A 17,950-nucleotide genomic window follows, 5' to 3' on the forward strand; every position below is an offset into this window, starting at 1 on the left:
CGTATGCCATTAATACGTGATCATATTTACTTTAAAAATAATTTGACATATGATATACTGACTTCAAGTTTTAATTACACACCCGGAAGAAACAGGAGGAATTGCAGTGATAGAAGCAACAAGCTGTGGAGGGGTGGTAATCTTCAGAGGAAAAGTATTGTTGTTGTATAAGAACTACAAGAACAAATACGAAGGATGGGTTCTCCCCAAGGGAACTGTTGAAAAGGGCGAGGAGCACGATGAGACCGCCTTGCGAGAAGTGAAAGAGGAGACAGGTGTAAGCGCATCTATAATCAAATACGTGGGAAAGAGCAATTACACTTTTAACACGGCATTTGATGTGGTAAATAAGGATGTTCATTGGTATCTCATGATGTCTGACAGCTATTACAGCAAGCCACAGAGAGAAGAGTATTTCGTGGATTCCGGTTACTACAAATACCATGAAGCCTACCACCTTCTGAAATTTCCTAACGAGAAGCAGATACTTGAACAGGCATATTCAGAGTATGTTGATCTTAAGAAAAAGAATCTGTGGGGAAACAAGAAGTATTATTAATCAACAAAAGGACTTCTGTATGCAGGTACAGAAGCCTTTTTAGTTTTCTTTTGAGGGTAAGACATGAACAGAAAGAATGCAGACAGATCAAAACAAAAGAAAAAGAGAACAGCAAAGGATATAGTTCTGGACATACTGCTGGTCGTTTTTTTACTTATAGCAGTTTGGAGCGGTGCGTATCTTGGAAGGTATTATTATATTGCGAAGAATGCGCAGAATAACTTCAATGATCTTAAAGGAATGCTCGATACCGATGGGGATGATACCGAAAAGGTTACGGTGGAGGTCTCGGATAAAAGTAAGGACAATGGCGAGAAGAAGATACTCAAGAAATTCGAGAAGTTATACGAGAAGAACAGTGATATTGCAGGATGGCTCACGATCGATGGCACGACCATAGATTATCCGGTCATGTACACTCCCGATGACAACGATTATTATCTGCATCTGGACTTCGATAAGAACTGGAGTGATCCGGGTACACCGTTCATAGATACGAACTGCAGGCCGTTTGATGACAGAACGGACAATGTTCTCATATACGGACATAACATGAAGTCGGGAATAATGTTCAGAGAGCTGCTTCAGTATGAGGACGAGAGCTTTTATAAGAAGCATAAGAATATCAAGTTTGACACGTTGTATGAGACCGGAACATACGAGGTCATCGGTGCATTCCGATCGGAGATATATCCTGACGATGACACGGATCACTATCATTATTATGAGTTCTTTAACGCTGCGGATAAGGCGGAATTTGATGAATATATTGATTTTGTCAAGTCAAACACATCATATGACAGCGGTGTTACGGCTGAGTACGGTGATGAACTCATCACACTTTCAACATGCGCTTCACACACTGAGGATGGCAGATTTGTCGTGGTTGCGCGAAGGATAACAGGGGATGATAAGTAGTTGACACTAAATGGGGCATGTGTTAATATAACAAATGTCGCAAGCGCCGGCTTGTCGGAATTGGCAGACGAGGCAGACTCAAAATCTGTTGGTGGCAACATCGTGCGGGTTCAAGTCCCGCAGCCGGCATTATATTGAGCCTGAAACCTGAGTAGAATCAAGGGTTTCAGGCTCTTTTGGTATACGTGGGAATAAGATCTTGAAATGAATGGGCGGTGATATATTATGATGAGTAGAAAAGTAAAACAGCAGGTGAATTCGGCTGTGAATGAGTTGGATATGAATCTGGCGAACAACTACAAGGATCTGGCGCATAAAGCCTTGAAGGAACTTGATGAGCTGGTTACGAAGCTTAATGAGGAGGGGCAGCTCAAGGAAAAGGACTACACCAAACTGAGGGATAAAGTGGATGATTACAAGAGACGTATGGCGGGATATCATCACTGACAGTATGTCATAATGACATAATATCGTCACTGAAAGATTATGACCGGGAGACTGCAGAACAACGGATGTATGTAGCTTCCCGGTCATATTTGTCTGTGTGTATCAGTATTGCTTCATTATCTCTCTGCGAAGCTTCTTGATTATTCTTTTTTCCAGCCTGGATATGTATGACTGGGATATTCCCAGGAGATCAGCCACCTCCTTCTGAGTCTTTTCTACCCCACCTATGGTGTTTATTCCATACCGCAGTTCTATGATGGTGCGTTCCTTTTCACAGAGCTTTGATATGGCATTGTCGAGGAGATTGTAGTCTACCTCTGTCTCCAGATCACGGTAGACTACGTCCTCATCCGTTCCCAGAATGTCGGACAGAAGCAGTTCGTTGCCGTCCCAGTCAACATTCAGCGGTTCATCGATGGACACCTCTGTTCTGAGCTTGCTGTTGCGACGGAGAAACATGAGTATCTCATTTTCAATACATCTTGATGCGTAGGTGGCAAGCTTTATGTTTTTGTCATTTTTGAAGGTGTTTATGGCCTTGATGAGACCGATCGTGCCTATGGATATCAGATCCTCAATTCCGACACCTGTGTTGTCAAATTTTTTAGCAATGTATACGACAAGTCGCAGATTTCGCTCTATCAGCATTTTCTTTGCGGAATCCGACTGGTTGTTTGTGAGTTCGTTTATGACCGCGGCCTCCTCGTGGGGCTCCAGCGGGGCGGGAAGTACCTCGGTTCCTCCAATATAATATATATCTTTGCCGCTTTTCAGGGAGCGCAGTGAAATATTGCTGGCAACAGTAAATTTGAAGTCGTTACCCCTTATTGTGTTTAACATGTCTTTTGCCTCTTTTCATATAATATTTGCTTAAAAGAATACATTTGTCTGTGTGAAGTATATTAAATGTATTTGGGCTGATACCGATCAGTGGTCTGTGTTCCATGTATGAGCTGTCGATGAACATGTAGTCAATGTCCATGGCGAGCATAAGCTGATTTCCGGAGCATATCGTATTGTAGGGAATTATGTGTATTCCGGCCGGAATGTCATCACGGTAATCATATTCATATATGGAAGACGGTTTTTTGATGTAGTCATCGAGCAGTGGAGTCAGTTGCGGTGGAGCCAGTTCGATGGCTACGGCGTATGTAGTCACGGCGACGTTGCGTCCTGTGAGATTGCATCTTAGCGTGTTACCTGTGTCCAGGTAACCGATAGCATTGGTGATCCTTGAATGTCTGCCTAGTAATACATTTGTCAGAAAGTTCAAATAATTCACTTCTTTTCATGTAGTGCAATTGGAATTATATATGTGGGCCGGTAAGAAAATGGTCGTATTACAATAAATGAAGCATCGATATTTCGATTGAATTTTTAATATGTTGATGGAAATGTGGTTAAGTTTTTCAATATACGACTATATATTTGAAAAATGTGTATAAATCTGTGGATAATGTGGAAAAGTGCTAAAACATCCTAAAAAGTGCGAAATAAGCAAACAATTTGCGACATAGAGCGATATTTTGTGCAATATAATGATAAAAAATGAGAAATGTATATGTATGGATGACAAAATAAGCCCTGAACTTAAACTTGCCATGGATGCGGATGGTTACATGCCGTACAGCAGTCTTTATCTTGGATATAACGCATCCGATGATTCGTGGATGCTGATAATCAGACATTCCGGTGACATAGATGATCTTGAGGGAGATATTCTGAATAGCTGCGTTTATCTGCTCGGGGGATATGCCATAGTGAACGTGTATTCCTACAATATAAAAAGGCTTCAGGAGGAGCCGAGGGTACTTTATATCGATAAAGCTCAATATTACAGTTATGGTGCGGGTGTCGCCTATGACAGATACATATCCTGCATAACGGAAAATTTCATGTCGAAGTATGGGCTCACAGGCGAAGGCGTATGTATCGGAATTATAGATAGCGGCGTGAATATCCTCAACCGGGAATTTGCAGATGACGCCGGCTCCAGGATAGTCATGTATTGGAACCAGAATACAGATTATGAAAGGACTTACCCAAACCGCTATGGCCTTGGACGGATATATGATCAAAGTGAGATCGGGCAAATGTATGAGGACAGGCGGCTGCCCGGTGTCATGGGAGAGCAGCACGGCACGGAGGTTGCATCTGTGGCCGCCGGGAGCAATATAGGAGTGGCGGGAAAAGCCCGGATCATTGTCGTTGAACAGTCGCTTGAACGCGCGCTGCCGGACACGATAGGTATAATGATGGGGATAGATCTACTTGTGAGATACAGCATGGAGACTGGAACTCCGGTAGTGATAAATCTTTCATATGGAAATAACTTTGGAGCCCATGATGGTACGTCGACACTTGAGCTGTTTGTTAATTCTGTGGCCCAGATGGCTAAGGTGTGTGTTGTCACGGGTTCAGGAAATGACGGTGGAAGACAACTGCATACCAGCGGTATGCTTGGAAATGTAAGCTATGCGAGTATTGACATTGCGGTGGCGGCCGGTGTGAAAAACTTTGGCCTGCAGATATGGAAAAACTATATCGACAGCTTCGATGTGCTCGTCTATTCGCCGTCCTACGACCTTGTGGCGTATCTCACGGAGGGACAGATAGTATCCGGGGCGTATTATGGGAGTACGGAGTTGCTTGGGATATTCCAGGGACCTTCACCTTACAATGTCAAGCAGCTCATATATGTATTTTTCCAGTCTGAGACCGGGGATATAGAGCAGGGGATATGGCATGTGAGGATTGCACCGAAGAGCATTGCAAATGGGATATTCAATGCGTATCTACCCGGTGACAGTTATGTGACGGGGCAGGTTGCATTTGAGAATCCTTCGGTGTATGGAACCCTCACGATCCCGGGTACGGCATCAAATATAATAACGGTGGCTGCCTATGATCAGGTAAATGCATCCATAACGGGATTTTCAGGCAGGGGTTTTACGTCGGATAATGCCATAAAACCGGATATTGCAGCTCCGGGTGTCGGAGTGACTGTCAGCTATGGTGAGTATGGATACGGAAATGCCGATGGCACATCGCTGGCGGCGGCATTTGTGTCTGGCTGTGCGGCACTTATCATGGAATGGGGGATAGTCCTGGGGAACGATCCATTTATGTACGGAGAGAGGGTTAAGGCTCAGCTTATAAGGGGAGCAAAGCCTCTCGGTTCACTGGGCAGTTACCCGAACAGATATACAGGCTGGGGAACCGTGTGTATGGAAAACAGCTTCAAAGGATTAATTGTATGAAAGATTTGCAAAAAGATGTGGTTTTATGTCAAGTAATTGTGTATAATTTGATTCATACGTGCTTTTTGCAAGTATAAAAGAAAAAAACGGGGTATTTCACACATGGTAGGATTTTATAATTATACAGTTATTTTGACATATATGAGCCTGGTGTCATCTATCACAGGCATGTTCTTTACATTTACCGGACACCTTAGCATAGGAATATTGTGTCTTGCACTTTCCGGTCTGTTTGATGCATTTGACGGAAAAGTCGCAAGGAGCAAGAAGGATAGGACTATGGATGAGAAGAGATTTGGTATCCAGATAGATTCTCTCTGTGACCTGGTGAGTTTTGGAGTTTTTCCTGTTGTATTGTGCTGGTATTCAGGAATGAACACGCCGTTTGGAATGGTTATTCTTGCACTGTACTGTCTGGCTGGAATGATAAGACTTGCATACTATAACGTGCTCGAGGAGAAGAAGAACAATGACGATGATGATGCTGAGGTCATAGAGCAGCCAGATGGAAGAAAGTATTTCCATGGAATGCCGATCACCGCAATATCGGTGGGGCTTCCTATAATATACGTTACGTCACCTTTGCTTGGGTCCTCTTTCCCAATTCTGCTTCATGGAATCATGATACTTGCAATGATACTTTTCATAACAGATTTCAGATTCCCTAAGCCAACCACAAAGGAACTTATGGTGATAATTGTCATTGTGGCAGTTGCCGTAGTTTGGCTTATGATAAGATACATGGTCAGACGTCATATCATAACTATTCCTTATTTTATATCCCTTCTATTATAAGTGTATAGGAGCTATGGAAAATAAAAGATATAGAAGTAATTTGGCTATACCGGATATACAGAAGCGATGAAGGATGATGTATAAGATATGATAAAGAACAAATATGCAATATACAAAAGATCAAAACATAATGAGTGTGTATCGACACAGGACAGAGTCCTGCGCCTGTTATATGGCAACAGAGCGGGTCGTATGGTGCTGGGATGGCTGATCAGACCAGAGGTGTCAAAGCTTGTGGGAAGATTCATGGACACTGGATTATCCAGAATCATGATCAACCCATTCATTAAGAAAAATGATATTGATATATCTGTGTGTCAGAAGAATGAGTTTGACTCATATAACGATTTCTTCAAGAGAAAGCTGGTGCCGGGAGCAAGGGCCATAGATATGACCGATGAAGGTTTTGTGAGTCCATGTGACAGCAGGCTTACGGTATATGATATAGAAGACACAGAACGACAGACTTTCAATATAAAGGATTCAGAGTACACGGTGGCATCCCTCCTCAGGGACAAAAAGCTTGCGAGACACTACAGAGGTGGAAAATTGTGGCTGTTCAGACTGTGTGTCGATGATTATCACAGATACATATATAACGTGTCTGGAAAGCAGTCTGATGTCAGACGTATAGAAGGCTTATATCACACAGTTAACCCTATAGCCAGTGAATATTACGACATTTACAAAGAAAATACCAGAGAGTATTGTCTTATAAGGACGCAGGATGCGGGAACCATCATTGATATGGAGGTTGGAGCACTTCTGGTTGGTCGTATAGTTAACAGGTATGTGGCTTCCACGGATGTCAGAAGAGGAGAGGAAAAGGGCTATTTTGAGTTTGGTGGCTCAACAATCATTCTTCTCATCCAGAAGGACAAAGTCGCTCCTTTAGACAGAATAGTTGAGAATTCTAGAAAAGATATTGAGACCAGAGTTAGACAGGGCGAGCTGGTTGGATATGTACGTTAAGAGCAATATTATATATTCCATATAAAACAGGAACAGCGTATAGCTTGCTATGGAGCTATACGCTGTTCCTGTTTTGTTGTTTATCCAGTCTGTGTCAGAACTTATATTCTATATTATTCATTTGTAGAATTCACATGCCTCTTGATGGCCTCAAAAGTCTCCTGGCTTATAACATGTTCGATCTTGCAGGCATCCTCGGCTGCGGTCTCTTTTGCAACGCCGAGACTTGTGAACCATGAAGACAGAAGCTGGTGCCTCTCATATATCATCTCTGCAATTTTTTTACCGGCTGCTGTGAGAGTTATGTATCCTGAATCGCTTACTTCTATATAACACATCTCCCGGAGATTCTTCATAGCAACGCTTACACTTGATTTCTTATAGCCAGTCTCGTTGGCAACATCAACGCTTCGGACGACCGGAAGCTTCTGGCTGAGAACGAGAATGGTTTCAAGATAATTCTCTACTGATTCATTCGTGGTCAACATTATTATATATCCCCCTTATATTTAACATTATAAATGTATCTGTATCAATGTAGCAATTATAAATAATATATCATAAATGAATTTTTTATTCAATTTGATAATTGAAATACGAATTTCGACAAATAGGCACTTTTTATCAATAAAAGAGCCGTGTTTTGTTCAATTAGTCCAAAATGATTAATATTATTGACATCTAATTAATGTTAGTATATACTAACCACGATATGAAAATCAGTGGTTTAAGTTGCTAGTTAAGGAGGTGCAATTATGCCATTAACATTTGCAAAACCGGGAGAAGCCAATGTGATCAAAAAGGTTGGCGGGAGAGAGAAAACACGATTGTTTCTTGAAAAGCTGGGCTTTGTTGAAGGTAGTGTTGTAACTGTCGTGGCAGAGAATGCAGGAAATCTTATAGTTAATATCAAAGATTCCCGTGTTGCCATTGATAAAGATATGGCCAGCAAGATACTTGTATAGGTACGATTACATGTATCTGACTGACGACAAAAGTATGTAAAAGGAGTAAGATCATGAGCACATTAAAAGATGTCAAGATTGGCAGTACTGTCACTGTCAAGAAGATTGCAGGCGAGGGTCCTGTAAAGAGACGTATCATGGACATGGGCATCACAAAGGGTGTACAGGTTTATGTTCGTAAGGTTGCCCCTCTCGGTGATCCTGTAGAGGTTACTGTAAGAGGCTATGAGTTATCAATACGTAAAGCTGATGCTGAGATCATAGAGGTAGAGTAACAGCTTATTTTTTTGTTCATACGTTAGTATATGCTAACATATGATAGAAAAGGCTAATATGAAGTACGCAGACGCCGTGCGTAAGCACCTTTAAATGCGTTTGCACAATACAATAGGAAAGAGGGTAAACAATGTCAGTAAAGATTGCACTTGCAGGAAATCCTAACTGCGGTAAAACAACATTATTCAATGCTTTAACTGGCGCTAACCAGTACGTAGGTAACTGGCCAGGTGTTACAGTTGAGAAGAAAGAGGGTAAGCTTAAGGGTAACAAGGATGTTATCATAACCGACCTTCCTGGTATCTATTCACTTTCTCCATACACTCTTGAGGAAGTTGTTGCCAGAAATTATCTTATTCAAGAATATCCTGATGCCATCATCAACATTATCGATGGTACTAACATAGAGAGAAACCTTTATCTCTCAACACAGCTTATTGAGCTCGGAATCCCTGTTGTCATGGCTGTTAACATGATGGATCTTGTAAAGAAGAACGGCGACTCCATCAACATCAAGAACCTGAAGGAAGCTCTTGGATTTGAGGTTGTTGAGATCTCAGCTCTTAAGGGTACCGGTATTGACGAGGTTAAAGAGAAGGCTATCGCAGCAGCAAAGTCCAAGACAGCAAATGCAAGAGTTCACAACTTTGATGAGGCTGTTGAGGCTGCAATCGAGAGCGTAAGCACTAAGCTTGACATGGAGGAGAACAGAAAGAGATTCTTCGCGATCAAGCTCATCGAGAAGGATAGCAAGATCATAGAGCAGATGAAGAATGCTCCAGATTGCTCAGCAGAGATCAAGAAGCTTGAGGATGATTTCGATGATGACACAGAGAGTATTATCACAAGTGAGAGATATTCATACATTTCATCAATCATTGACAAGTGTGTAAAGAAGGCTGCAAAGGGACAGAAGCTTACAATATCAGATAAGATCGACCGTGTTGTAACAAACCGTATCCTTGCACTTCCTATATTCGTTCTCATCATGTGGCTCGTATATTATATAGCAATGTCAACAGTAGGTGCATGGTGCACAGACTGGACAAATGATAACCTGTTCGGCGATGGTTTCCATCTCTTCGGCATCGGAAGCTCAGCTTATGAAGATGCATCAGGTGACTATGATGCAGCAACAACAGCACTCGATGCATACGGCGTACTCGTAACAGATGACGAGGATGCTGTTGATGTAGATGCCACAAAGGCAGCTATCGAGGCAAACACAAACACAGAGGCAAGCGTTAAGTATGAGATGGAAGATGAGGAGACACTCGATACATACGATATCGATGTATACTACTCAGAGGTTCCAGCAAATGCTGACGAAGAGACAACAAACGCAATGTCATATCTTGATGCAGTTGATTACTTCAACGAGACACAGATGGCAGAGATTGATCCTGCTGATTATGGCGTATTTGTTCCTTCAATCCCAGATCTCATCTCTGCAGGACTTGACAAGATTGGATGTGCAGACTGGTTACATGGACTTATCATCGATGGTATTGTAGCCGGTGTTGGTGCTGTACTTGGTTTCGTACCTCAGATGCTCGTACTGTTCATCTTACTTGCAATCCTTGAGTACTGTGGATATATGGCACGTATCGCCTTCATCATGGACCGTATCTTCAGAAAGTTCGGTCTCTCAGGAAAATCATTCATACCTATCCTTGTAGGTACAGGTTGTGGTGTGCCAGGTATCATGGCTTCACGTACAATTGAGAATGAGAAAGACCGTCGTATGACAGTCATGACAACAACATTTATACCATGTGGTGCTAAGGTTCCATTTATCGCCATGATCGCCGGTGCTATATTCGGTGGTTCATCAATAGTTGCAACAAGTGCTTACTTTATTGGTATTGCAGCAATTATATGTTCTGGTATAATACTTAAAAAGACAAAGATGTTCGCCGGAGATCCATCACCATTCGTTATGGAGCTTCCACCTTATCATATTCCAACAGTAGGTTCTGTACTCAGAAGCATGTGGGAGCGTGGTTGGTCATTCATCAAGAAGGCTGGTACAATAATCACACTTTCAACAATCGCTGTATGGTTCACAACATACTTTGGATTTGTTGATGGTTCATTCCAGATGCTTGATGAGAGCCAGATCGATTACAGTATTCTTGCAAAGATCGGTAATGCGATAGCATGGATCTTCGTTCCACAGGGATGGGGTAACTGGCAGGCAACTGTAGCATCTATCACAGGTCTTGTTGCAAAGGAGAACATCGTTGGTACAATGGGTATCCTCTACGGTGGTGGAGATGGTACAGTTTACCAGGCACTTGCAGGCGCATTCACAACAGCAAGCGGATTCTCATTCCTTGTATTCAACCTTCTCTGCGCACCATGTTTTGCAGCTATGGGTGCTATCAAGAGAGAGATGAACAGTGCTAAGTGGTTCTGGTTCGCAATCGGATATCAGTGTGGATTTGCTTACCTTGTAGCACTTGTTGTATACAGAATCGCAGGTCTATTCACAGGAGCTTGTACATTCGGTGTATGGTCAGTAGTAGCAATTGCACTTGTTGTTCTGTTCTTCTTCATGCTGTTCCGTCCGGATCCAAACAAGAAGGTAAAGACAAGCAAGGAGTTCCTCAACGCTTAACTTTTCATAAGGAGGGACCCACGTAAGTGGGAGGAATCCTTATGAAGCACGCAGACGCCGCGCGTAAGCGCATTTAAATGCGTCTGCTCCATATAATATAAAAGGAGTGGTGACTTATGTCAGAGTATCTTGGTACAATCATTGTGGCGGCCATAATCGTTCTGATGGTGTTCTTCATTGTCAGAGGTATGGTAAAGGATAGAAAAAAGGGCAAACACATATGTGGTGGCGACTGTTCGAACTGTCATGGCGGATGTAGTCACAAGCTCTAAATAAAATAATAGTTGTAGTTTTAAATAGAATGTGCGTCGTAAAAAATTACGGCGCACATTTATTTACAATGTGCTTGCAATAAGGAAGGATTTACTATATTATAAAAACATGTTGGTACACGACTGGCGGAGACAGCCGATGGCTGGTAGGAATTACCTACAGGGAGTGTACTGTTAAGACAAGCCGACCGCCTGGGCAAGCAAATATATCAAGACATGTATTTGTGTGCGCAGGTGGCCGGCTTTCTTTTTTAGGATGCTTTGCAGCATAACATCAGCTCACAGGTACGAGAAAACACATGGAGGTATAACAGAAAATGGAAATGTTATCACTTGAGAAGGAACTTAGCGAAAATGCATATCCAGGACGCGGAATCGTTATCGGTGTGTCCGAGGATGGTAAGAAGGCAGTGACAGCTTATTTCATCATGGGAAGAAGCTCAAACAGCCGTAACAGAGTATTTGTGACAGAGGGCGAAGGAATCAGAACAGAGGCGTTTGATCCATCAAAGCTTGAGGATCCAAGCCTTATCATCTATGCACCTGTAAGAGTTCTTGGCAACAAGACTATAGTTACAAATGGCGATCAGACAGACACTATATATGACGGACTTGACGATGAGCTCACATTTGAGCAGTCACTCAGAAGCAGACAGTTTGAGCCTGACGGCCCTAACTACACACCTAGAATCTCAGGTGTCATGCACATAAAGAATGGTGTGTTCGACTATTCAATGTCCATACTTAAGAGCAACAACGGCAACCCTGCTGCAAATAACAGATACACATTCTCATACGAGAACCCTGTAGCCGGTGAGGGACATTTCATTCACACATATATGCATGATGGTAATCCGCTCCCAAGCTTTGAGGGTGAGCCAAAGTGGGTTAAGATATCCGGTGATATCGATGAGTTCACAGACAAGGTATGGAACAGCCTCAATGAGGACAACAAGGTGTCACTGTTCGTCAGATATATTGACATCGCAACAGGTGAGTATGAGACAAAGATCGTGAACAAGAATAAGTAATTAAAGAATAAAGGAGATATATGATCATGAACGAGATTCAGTTAAAGTACGGTTGTAATCCAAATCAGAAGCCATCAAGAATATATATGGAGGATGGCAGTGATCTTCCTGTTAAGGTTTTAAACGGCAAGCCTGGATACATCAACTTCCTTGATGCATTTAACGGATGGCAGCTCGTAAAGGAACTCAAGGCGGCAACAGGACTTCCAGCAGCAACATCATTCAAGCATGTTTCACCAGCAGGCGCTGCAGTTGGACTTCCACTTACAGATACACTTGCAAAGATCTACTGGGTAGATGATCTCGGAGAGCTCTCACCACTTGCATGCGCATATGCAAGAGCAAGAGGTGCTGACAGAATGTCATCATTCGGCGATTTCATCGCACTTTCAGATGTATGTGACGCAGACACAGCACGCCTTATCAAGAGAGAGGTATCAGATGGTGTTATCGCTCCTGGATACACAGATGAGGCTATGGAACTTCTTCTTGCAAAGAAGAAGGGAAATTACAACATCATCCAGATAGATGAGAACTATGTTCCTGCTGAGATCGAGAGAAAGCAGGTATACGGTGTTACATTTGAGCAGGGAAGAAATGAGCTCAAGATCGACAAGGATCTTCTGTCAAACTTTGTTACAAAGAACAAGGATCTTCCAGAGCAGGCTGAGATCGATATGAAGATCGCGCTCATCACACTCAAGTATACACAGTCCAACTCAGTATGCTATGTAAAGGGCGGACAGGCTATAGGTATCGGAGCCGGACAGCAGTCAAGAATCCACTGTACAAGACTTGCAGGACAGAAGGCAGACAACTGGTTCCTTCGTCAGTCACCACAGGTTATGGGACTTCAGTTTGTTGACGGACTTGGAAGAGCCGACAGAGACAATGCCATCGACGTATACATGGGTGATGAGTATGAGGACGTTCTTAAGGAAGGCGAGTGGCAGAAGAGATTCAAGGTTAAGCCTGAGGTGTTCACAGCAGAGCAGAAGAAGGCATGGCTTGCGCAGAACACAGATGTTGTCCTTGGATCAGATGCATTCTTCCCATTCTCAGACAATATAGAGAGAGCTCACAAGAGCGGTGTCAAGTACATTGCACAGCCTGGCGGATCAGTTCGTGACGATCTTGTTATCGAGTGTGCTGACAAGTACGATATGGTCATGGTATTTACAGGAATCAGATTATTCCATCACTAATCTGCCAGACCTGTCGGCGTCAGATATTGTATTTATAGAAGAATTGAGAGCGGTTTTGCTGATGAAAATCAGCAAAGCCGCTTTTTTACTTTATATATTTGTTGGATTGTGCTAATATAAAATGATGTATAAACTGCGGTAGCTATGCCGTGTAATAAAAATACTGTGATTCAAAGGAGATAACATATGTCTAGACGTAAACGCAGCATATTTAAAGAGAGAAGAAAGATCAACTATAAACTAATTTTTGCATTGGTGATACTTGCGTGTGTGGCTGTATTGCTGATCTCATACGCTATATCGGCAATAGTGTCACAGAAGGATGAACTTTACGATCAGGGCGTAAAATATTACAAGTCAGGTTCGTATCAGGAGGCAATAGATTCATTTGACAATGCCTTGGCAGAGAATCAGTTGTTCTCAAAGAAAAAGGATCAGAATATAAAGCTGTATCTGGCTGATGCGTATCTCAAGAGCGCGCAGTACACAGAGGCCGCAAATACATACAACGAATTGATACAGGATTCATTTACCGGATCAAATGTAAAAGATCTGAAGGAACTGGCAACTGCACTCAGTGATTTCTCACAGGGAAATTATGGCGGTGCTCTCGATGTTCTTCTGAAGCAGGCGGAGACATATCCGGAGCTTTATATGTACATAGGAACATGCTACGCAGTTACTGATGAGTCCGATAAGATGTTTGAGAGCTATGAAAAATATGTCCAGACATTTGGATTCAACTCGTATGTATATGCCATGTACGGTTCATATTATCTGAATAACGGTGATATGGAGTCTGCGATCGCATATATTACAAATGGACTTGACAGTGGAGACAAGATATACAGAAAAGAGCTCCTGATGCTTGAGATAACATATTATGAGAAGAACGAGGATTACGATAAGGCTTATGAGATAGCGGGACAGCTTGTGTCTGAGTATCCGGATTATGAGAAAGGACAGAAGGAGTATACATTCCTGAGCACAAGAGTGTCACAGTAGTATTTGTATTGGGAGGAGTTATTTTATATGGAGATTCAGCTTTGGAAGGAGATACTGTCTCCTTACGAGCAGGCGGTTGATGAGCTTCTCGTGAAGTTCAACCACATAATAATGCAGTACAAGAGTATGGGAAAGTACTCACCTATAGAGAGTGTGACCGGAAGGGTGAAAACGGTCTCCAGTATTATCGATAAGCTTCAGAAGAAGAATATTCCTATGGACCGGATCGTTGAGGAGATGGATGACATAGCCGGAATCAGGATCATGTGCCAGTTCACCGAGGATATCAGCAAGGTGGTTGAGATTATACGTGGCAGACAGGACATGAGGATACGTGAGGAGAAGGATTATATAGCAAATGCCAAGGCCAGCGGCTATCAGAGCTATCACATCATACTTGATTACGATGTATATACGGTAAATGGATGCACCACCATACAGGCGGAGATCCAGATAAGGACAATGGCGATGAACTTCTGGGCAACCATAGAACATTCATTGCAGTACAAGTACAGGAAGGGAATTCCAGAGGACATAAGGGCGAAGCTCAAGAACGCTGCGGATGCCACCGTTGCACTTGACAGGGAGATGTCATATGTCCGCGGAGAGATCATGGATGCACAGAATTCGTTCAATATCAAGGCGAATATAGTTTCGGAGATCATTGTTAACATCCAGAATCTGTACAAGGTGGGAAATCCAAGAGAGATCCAGAAGATTCAGGATGAGTTTTATTCTATATATAAGAAGGATGATATGGAGCTGCTTGAGAATTTTGCAAAGCAGCTTGACATAATAGCTGAGGGTTACAAGGCCCAGAGCGTAAGATAAAGGAGTTTGTTATGGCTTTACCAAAGGCGTTTGACGAGAGGATCAGAATACAGCTTGGCGATGAATACGAGGATTATATAAAGTGTTTTGACAGTGATATGTATCATGGAATCAGGGTGAATACATCCAAGATATCCGTGGAGGACTTTCTGAAGATAAGTCCTTTCGAGCTGGAGCCTGTTCCGTGGACTAAGAATGGTTTTTACTATGATCACAGGAAGTATACGCCGTCCAAGCATCCATACTATTATGCGGGGCTCTATTATATACAGGAGCCAAGTGCCATGACACCTGCCAGCGTTCTGGATATAGAGGATGGAGATGTGGTACTAGATATATGCGCGGCACCGGGAGGCAAATCCACCGAGCTTGCGGCGAAGCTTAATGGCACGGGAATACTTATATCCAATGATATAAGCAACTCGAGAGCCAAGGCGCTTCTGAAGAACCTGGAACTTTTCGGAATAGGAAACATGTGTGTGGTAAGTGAACCTCCAAATAATCTGTCAAAGGCATTTGAGGGTACATTCGATAAGATACTTATAGATGCACCGTGTTCCGGAGAGGGCATGTTCAGAAAATCCTCATCGATGATGACTGCATGGGAGAACAACGGAACTGAACTTTTTGCCGGACTGCAGAGAGGAATATTAAATGAAGCGTGCAAGATGTTGAAACCGGGCGGAAAGCTGCTTTATTCCACATGTACATTTTCCCCCGAGGAGGATGAGAGGTCGGTGGAGTATCTGCTGTCGATAGATGACAGTATGCATCTTGTGGATTTCCCTAAATATGAGAAATTTGATGACGGCAATCCGGCCTGGGGAGAGACCGGCAATCCTGAGCTTGTGAAATGTTCAAGACTGTGGCCTCATCATGTGAAGGGCGAAGGTCATTTCATAGCTCTGTTTGAAAAGGATCAGGATGACTCATATAGAGGAAACTCAACATACTCGTTCAAGTCGTACAGGCCGGATGAGGATTTCATCGCATTTATAAAGCATGTATCTGAGTCTGCGGGTATAAAGACAGACAGGATAGAGGAAAATAAGGGAAGACTTTATTATATATCAGAGGGAATGCCTGATGTTAAGGGACTCAGGCTTTTGAGGCATGGACTGTTCCTCGGTGAGGTCAAGAAGAACAGATTTGAACCGAGTCAGTCACTTGCGATGTATCTCAAGTCAGATCAGTTTGACAATGTTGTGAGTTTTTCGGCGGATGACATAAGGGTCATAAAGTATTTAAAGGGAGAGACCGTCGAGCTGGAAGATGATCAGGATATAGAGAATGGGTATGTGCTTGTCTGCGTGGATGGATATCCGCTCGGGTGGGCCAAGAACAACAGAGGAGTATTAAAAAACAAATATTTATCGGGATGGAGGATGATGTCATGAGAAAGGTAGCGATAATCACAGGAGCATCTTCAGGGATTGGAAGAGAATTTGCACTTCAGATAGCACAGCGATACAGGACAATCGACGAGATATGGCTTATAGCAAGGAGAAAAGACAGGCTTGCTGAGGTTAAGACCGAGATAAACGCGGTAAGTGGAAAGCTTGTAAGGATACTTGCGCTTGACCTAACCGATGAGACTGATATCAAGTTTTACAGAAATCTTCTTGAGAGACAGGCTCCATCAATAAGAGTACTTGTAAATGCAGCTGGATACGGAATAGCAGGCCATTTTGAGAATATGACAGTGGACGACGTGACTGGAATGTTGAATCTCAACTGCAGGGCGCTGGCTGCCATAACACATATATCTCTGCCATATATGTCAGGCCCTTCAAATATAATCAATCTTGCTTCATCTGCAGCTTTTCTGCCTCAGCCATCATTTGCTATATATGCGGCATCCAAATCAATGGTGCTGAGCTTTTCAAGAGCACTTAACAGAGAGCTTGAGGAAAAGGGGATAACTGTTACGGCTGTCTGCCCGGGACCTGTCAAGACAGAGTTCTTCGATGTTGCGCAGAAGTACACAAAGTCCAAGCCGTATAAGATGATTCTAAGAGCAGATCCTGTGAAGGTTGTAAAAAAGGCACTGTTTGACGCGTATTATATGAGCGATATATCGGTGTATTCGCCGCTTATGAAGGCGTTCAGACTTGTGAGCAAGTACCTGCCTCACAGTTTGCTGATCAGATTTATGAAGTAGATATATGGGCTGCAGGCGGACATAGCTCTACAGCCAGACCAGAGATAAATGGAGGATGATATGGAAAAAGGACAACACGGATACATGAACAGGCATAAGAGAAATGTTCTTATAAGTATCATTGTACTTGGATTGTTTGTTATAGCCGGAGTATTCTTTACTGTGGCTATGTTTGACACAAGAAAGACTGTATTTATAGTCATACCGATACTCGTCGCCCTGCCGCTTGCAAAACAGCTTGTGGCATACATAATGTGTGCAGGGTTCAAGGAACTCACGAAGGATGAGTACGCTAAACTTGAGAAGTTATCATACTTTGGAGATCCGTCACTTGTATATGATGTGTCGATAAGCAGGTATGAGGGAATAGTGTATTTCCCTGTTGCGGTCATAAGAGATGGCAGAATGCTGTTTTACTACAATGGTGGATATGGCAAAAAGATACCTGATGAGGCAGCGCTCAAGAAGATCATTACAGAGGCTCTGGCAGACCAGAAAAAATATGTTGTGATCATAGCCACAGACATTGATGGTTTTGTGGCAAAGGCCGAGAAGATCAAAGCACCTTCAGATGAATTTGTCGGTGCCGATGAGAAGATCAGAAACAGATTATATGAGCTGGGAATATAGAAA

20 protein-coding genes, 1 tRNA gene and 1 riboswitch are annotated in these 17,950 nt (G+C 42.8%); of the genes, 18 read left to right on the top strand and 3 right to left on the bottom strand.

From position 1 onward, the window contains the following. Positions 1 to 106: 106 nt before the first annotated feature. The 4 genes from ABUA31_RS00505 to ABUA31_RS00520 all read left to right on the top strand — a co-directional run bounded on the left by ABUA31_RS00505 (position 107) and on the right by ABUA31_RS00520 (position 1,924). A complete protein-coding gene (locus ABUA31_RS00505; RefSeq protein ID WP_022216509.1) occupies positions 107 to 559 on the top strand; it encodes an NUDIX hydrolase in 453 nt (150 codons plus the stop codon). A gap of 63 nt (positions 560 to 622) precedes the next feature. Next, positions 623 to 1,477, top strand: coding sequence for a class B sortase (locus tag ABUA31_RS00510; protein WP_349818340.1), 855 nt, complete (start codon positions 623 to 625; stop codon positions 1,475 to 1,477). 45 nt (positions 1,478 to 1,522) lie between these two features. Beyond that, positions 1,523 to 1,606: transfer RNA gene (locus tag ABUA31_RS00515), tRNA-Leu, on the top strand. Positions 1,607 to 1,702: 96 nt separating this feature from the next. Beyond that, positions 1,703 to 1,924 (top strand): hypothetical protein, encoded by a 222-nt coding sequence (locus tag ABUA31_RS00520; protein ID WP_015534896.1) that lies wholly within the window; start codon positions 1,703 to 1,705, stop codon positions 1,922 to 1,924. A gap of 102 nt (positions 1,925 to 2,026) precedes the next feature. Here ABUA31_RS00520 and sigE read toward each other — a convergent pair whose 3' ends face one another. Both sigE and ABUA31_RS00530 read right to left on the bottom strand, forming a co-directional pair. Further along, positions 2,027 to 2,764 (bottom strand): RNA polymerase sporulation sigma factor SigE, encoded by a 738-nt coding sequence (gene sigE, locus ABUA31_RS00525; RefSeq protein ID WP_349818341.1) that lies wholly within the window; start codon positions 2,762 to 2,764, stop codon positions 2,027 to 2,029. Continuing rightward, a complete protein-coding gene (locus tag ABUA31_RS00530) occupies positions 2,742 to 3,197 on the bottom strand; it encodes a sigma-E processing peptidase SpoIIGA (RefSeq protein WP_055273015.1) in 456 nt (151 codons plus the stop codon). Before ABUA31_RS00530 ends, sigE begins: the two co-directional genes overlap by 23 nt. Positions 3,198 to 3,489: 292 nt before the next feature. On the opposite strand from ABUA31_RS00530, the gene ABUA31_RS00535 reads away from it, so the two are divergent. The 3 genes from ABUA31_RS00535 to ABUA31_RS00545 all read left to right on the top strand — a co-directional run bounded on the left by ABUA31_RS00535 (position 3,490) and on the right by ABUA31_RS00545 (position 6,951). Further along, complete coding sequence (locus ABUA31_RS00535; protein WP_055273013.1) at positions 3,490 to 5,184, top strand: S8 family peptidase; 1,695 nt, start codon at positions 3,490 to 3,492, stop codon at positions 5,182 to 5,184. A 102-nt stretch (positions 5,185 to 5,286) separates the two neighbouring features. Then, a complete protein-coding gene (locus ABUA31_RS00540) occupies positions 5,287 to 5,979 on the top strand; it encodes a CDP-alcohol phosphatidyltransferase family protein (protein ID WP_055144505.1) in 693 nt (230 codons plus the stop codon). An 87-nt stretch (positions 5,980 to 6,066) separates the two neighbouring features. Next, positions 6,067 to 6,951: a phosphatidylserine decarboxylase gene (locus tag ABUA31_RS00545; protein ID WP_022216505.1), complete on the top strand. Its 885-nt coding sequence runs from the start codon at positions 6,067 to 6,069 to the stop codon at positions 6,949 to 6,951. Between the two features lie 113 nt (positions 6,952 to 7,064). Here the strand turns inward: ABUA31_RS00545 and ABUA31_RS00550 are convergent, their stop codons facing one another. Then, positions 7,065 to 7,439 carry a metal-dependent transcriptional regulator gene (locus tag ABUA31_RS00550; protein ID WP_022216504.1) on the bottom strand — a complete coding sequence of 125 codons (375 nt, stop codon included), beginning with the start codon at positions 7,437 to 7,439 and terminating at the stop codon, positions 7,065 to 7,067. Positions 7,440 to 7,706: 267 nt separating this feature from the next. Here ABUA31_RS00550 and ABUA31_RS00555 point away from each other — a divergent pair, with 267 nt between their 5' ends. The 11 genes from ABUA31_RS00555 (at position 7,707) to ABUA31_RS00605 (ending at position 17,947) form a co-directional block, all read left to right on the top strand. Continuing rightward, the gene (locus ABUA31_RS00555) at positions 7,707 to 7,916 is read left to right on the top strand and encodes a FeoA family protein (protein ID WP_004851067.1); all 210 of its coding nucleotides are present in this window, start codon (positions 7,707 to 7,709) and stop codon (positions 7,914 to 7,916) included. Between the two features lie 53 nt (positions 7,917 to 7,969). Continuing rightward, positions 7,970 to 8,191: a FeoA family protein gene (locus tag ABUA31_RS00560; RefSeq protein ID WP_055222609.1), complete on the top strand. Its 222-nt coding sequence runs from the start codon at positions 7,970 to 7,972 to the stop codon at positions 8,189 to 8,191. A 131-nt stretch (positions 8,192 to 8,322) separates the two neighbouring features. Next, positions 8,323 to 10,812 carry a ferrous iron transporter B gene (gene feoB, locus ABUA31_RS00565; protein ID WP_349818342.1) on the top strand — a complete coding sequence of 830 codons (2,490 nt, stop codon included), beginning with the start codon at positions 8,323 to 8,325 and terminating at the stop codon, positions 10,810 to 10,812. A gap of 116 nt (positions 10,813 to 10,928) precedes the next feature. Beyond that, positions 10,929 to 11,084 carry a FeoB-associated Cys-rich membrane protein gene (locus ABUA31_RS00570; RefSeq protein ID WP_022216501.1) on the top strand — a complete coding sequence of 52 codons (156 nt, stop codon included), beginning with the start codon at positions 10,929 to 10,931 and terminating at the stop codon, positions 11,082 to 11,084. Positions 11,085 to 11,193: 109 nt separating this feature from the next. Beyond that, a riboswitch (ZMP/ZTP riboswitch) is annotated at positions 11,194 to 11,289 on the top strand. Positions 11,290 to 11,401: 112 nt separating this feature from the next. Continuing rightward, positions 11,402 to 12,115, top strand: a complete 714-nt coding sequence (locus ABUA31_RS00575; RefSeq protein WP_022216500.1) for an IMP cyclohydrolase — start codon at positions 11,402 to 11,404, stop codon at positions 12,113 to 12,115. Between the two features lie 26 nt (positions 12,116 to 12,141). After that, the gene (locus tag ABUA31_RS00580; protein ID WP_015534899.1) at positions 12,142 to 13,320 is read left to right on the top strand and encodes a phosphoribosylaminoimidazolecarboxamide formyltransferase; all 1,179 of its coding nucleotides are present in this window, start codon (positions 12,142 to 12,144) and stop codon (positions 13,318 to 13,320) included. Between the two features lie 186 nt (positions 13,321 to 13,506). After that, positions 13,507 to 14,325: a tetratricopeptide repeat protein gene (locus ABUA31_RS00585; RefSeq protein ID WP_015534900.1), complete on the top strand. Its 819-nt coding sequence runs from the start codon at positions 13,507 to 13,509 to the stop codon at positions 14,323 to 14,325. 27 nt (positions 14,326 to 14,352) lie between these two features. Then, the gene (locus ABUA31_RS00590) at positions 14,353 to 15,156 is read left to right on the top strand and encodes a GTP pyrophosphokinase (protein WP_022216499.1); all 804 of its coding nucleotides are present in this window, start codon (positions 14,353 to 14,355) and stop codon (positions 15,154 to 15,156) included. Positions 15,157 to 15,167: 11 nt separating this feature from the next. Continuing rightward, complete coding sequence (locus ABUA31_RS00595; RefSeq protein ID WP_349818343.1) at positions 15,168 to 16,553, top strand: RsmF rRNA methyltransferase first C-terminal domain-containing protein; 1,386 nt, start codon at positions 15,168 to 15,170, stop codon at positions 16,551 to 16,553. After that, a complete protein-coding gene (locus ABUA31_RS00600; RefSeq protein WP_015534903.1) occupies positions 16,550 to 17,317 on the top strand; it encodes an SDR family NAD(P)-dependent oxidoreductase in 768 nt (255 codons plus the stop codon). Before ABUA31_RS00595 ends, ABUA31_RS00600 begins: the two co-directional genes overlap by 4 nt. A gap of 60 nt (positions 17,318 to 17,377) precedes the next feature. Beyond that, positions 17,378 to 17,947 carry a hypothetical protein gene (locus ABUA31_RS00605; RefSeq protein WP_349818344.1) on the top strand — a complete coding sequence of 190 codons (570 nt, stop codon included), beginning with the start codon at positions 17,378 to 17,380 and terminating at the stop codon, positions 17,945 to 17,947. Positions 17,948 to 17,950 lie beyond the last annotated feature (3 nt).

This window comes from Coprococcus sp. RTP31081st1_H1_RTP31081_211007, assembly GCF_040227275.1.
GTDB lineage: Bacteria > Bacillota > Clostridia > Lachnospirales > Lachnospiraceae > Coprococcus > Coprococcus aceti.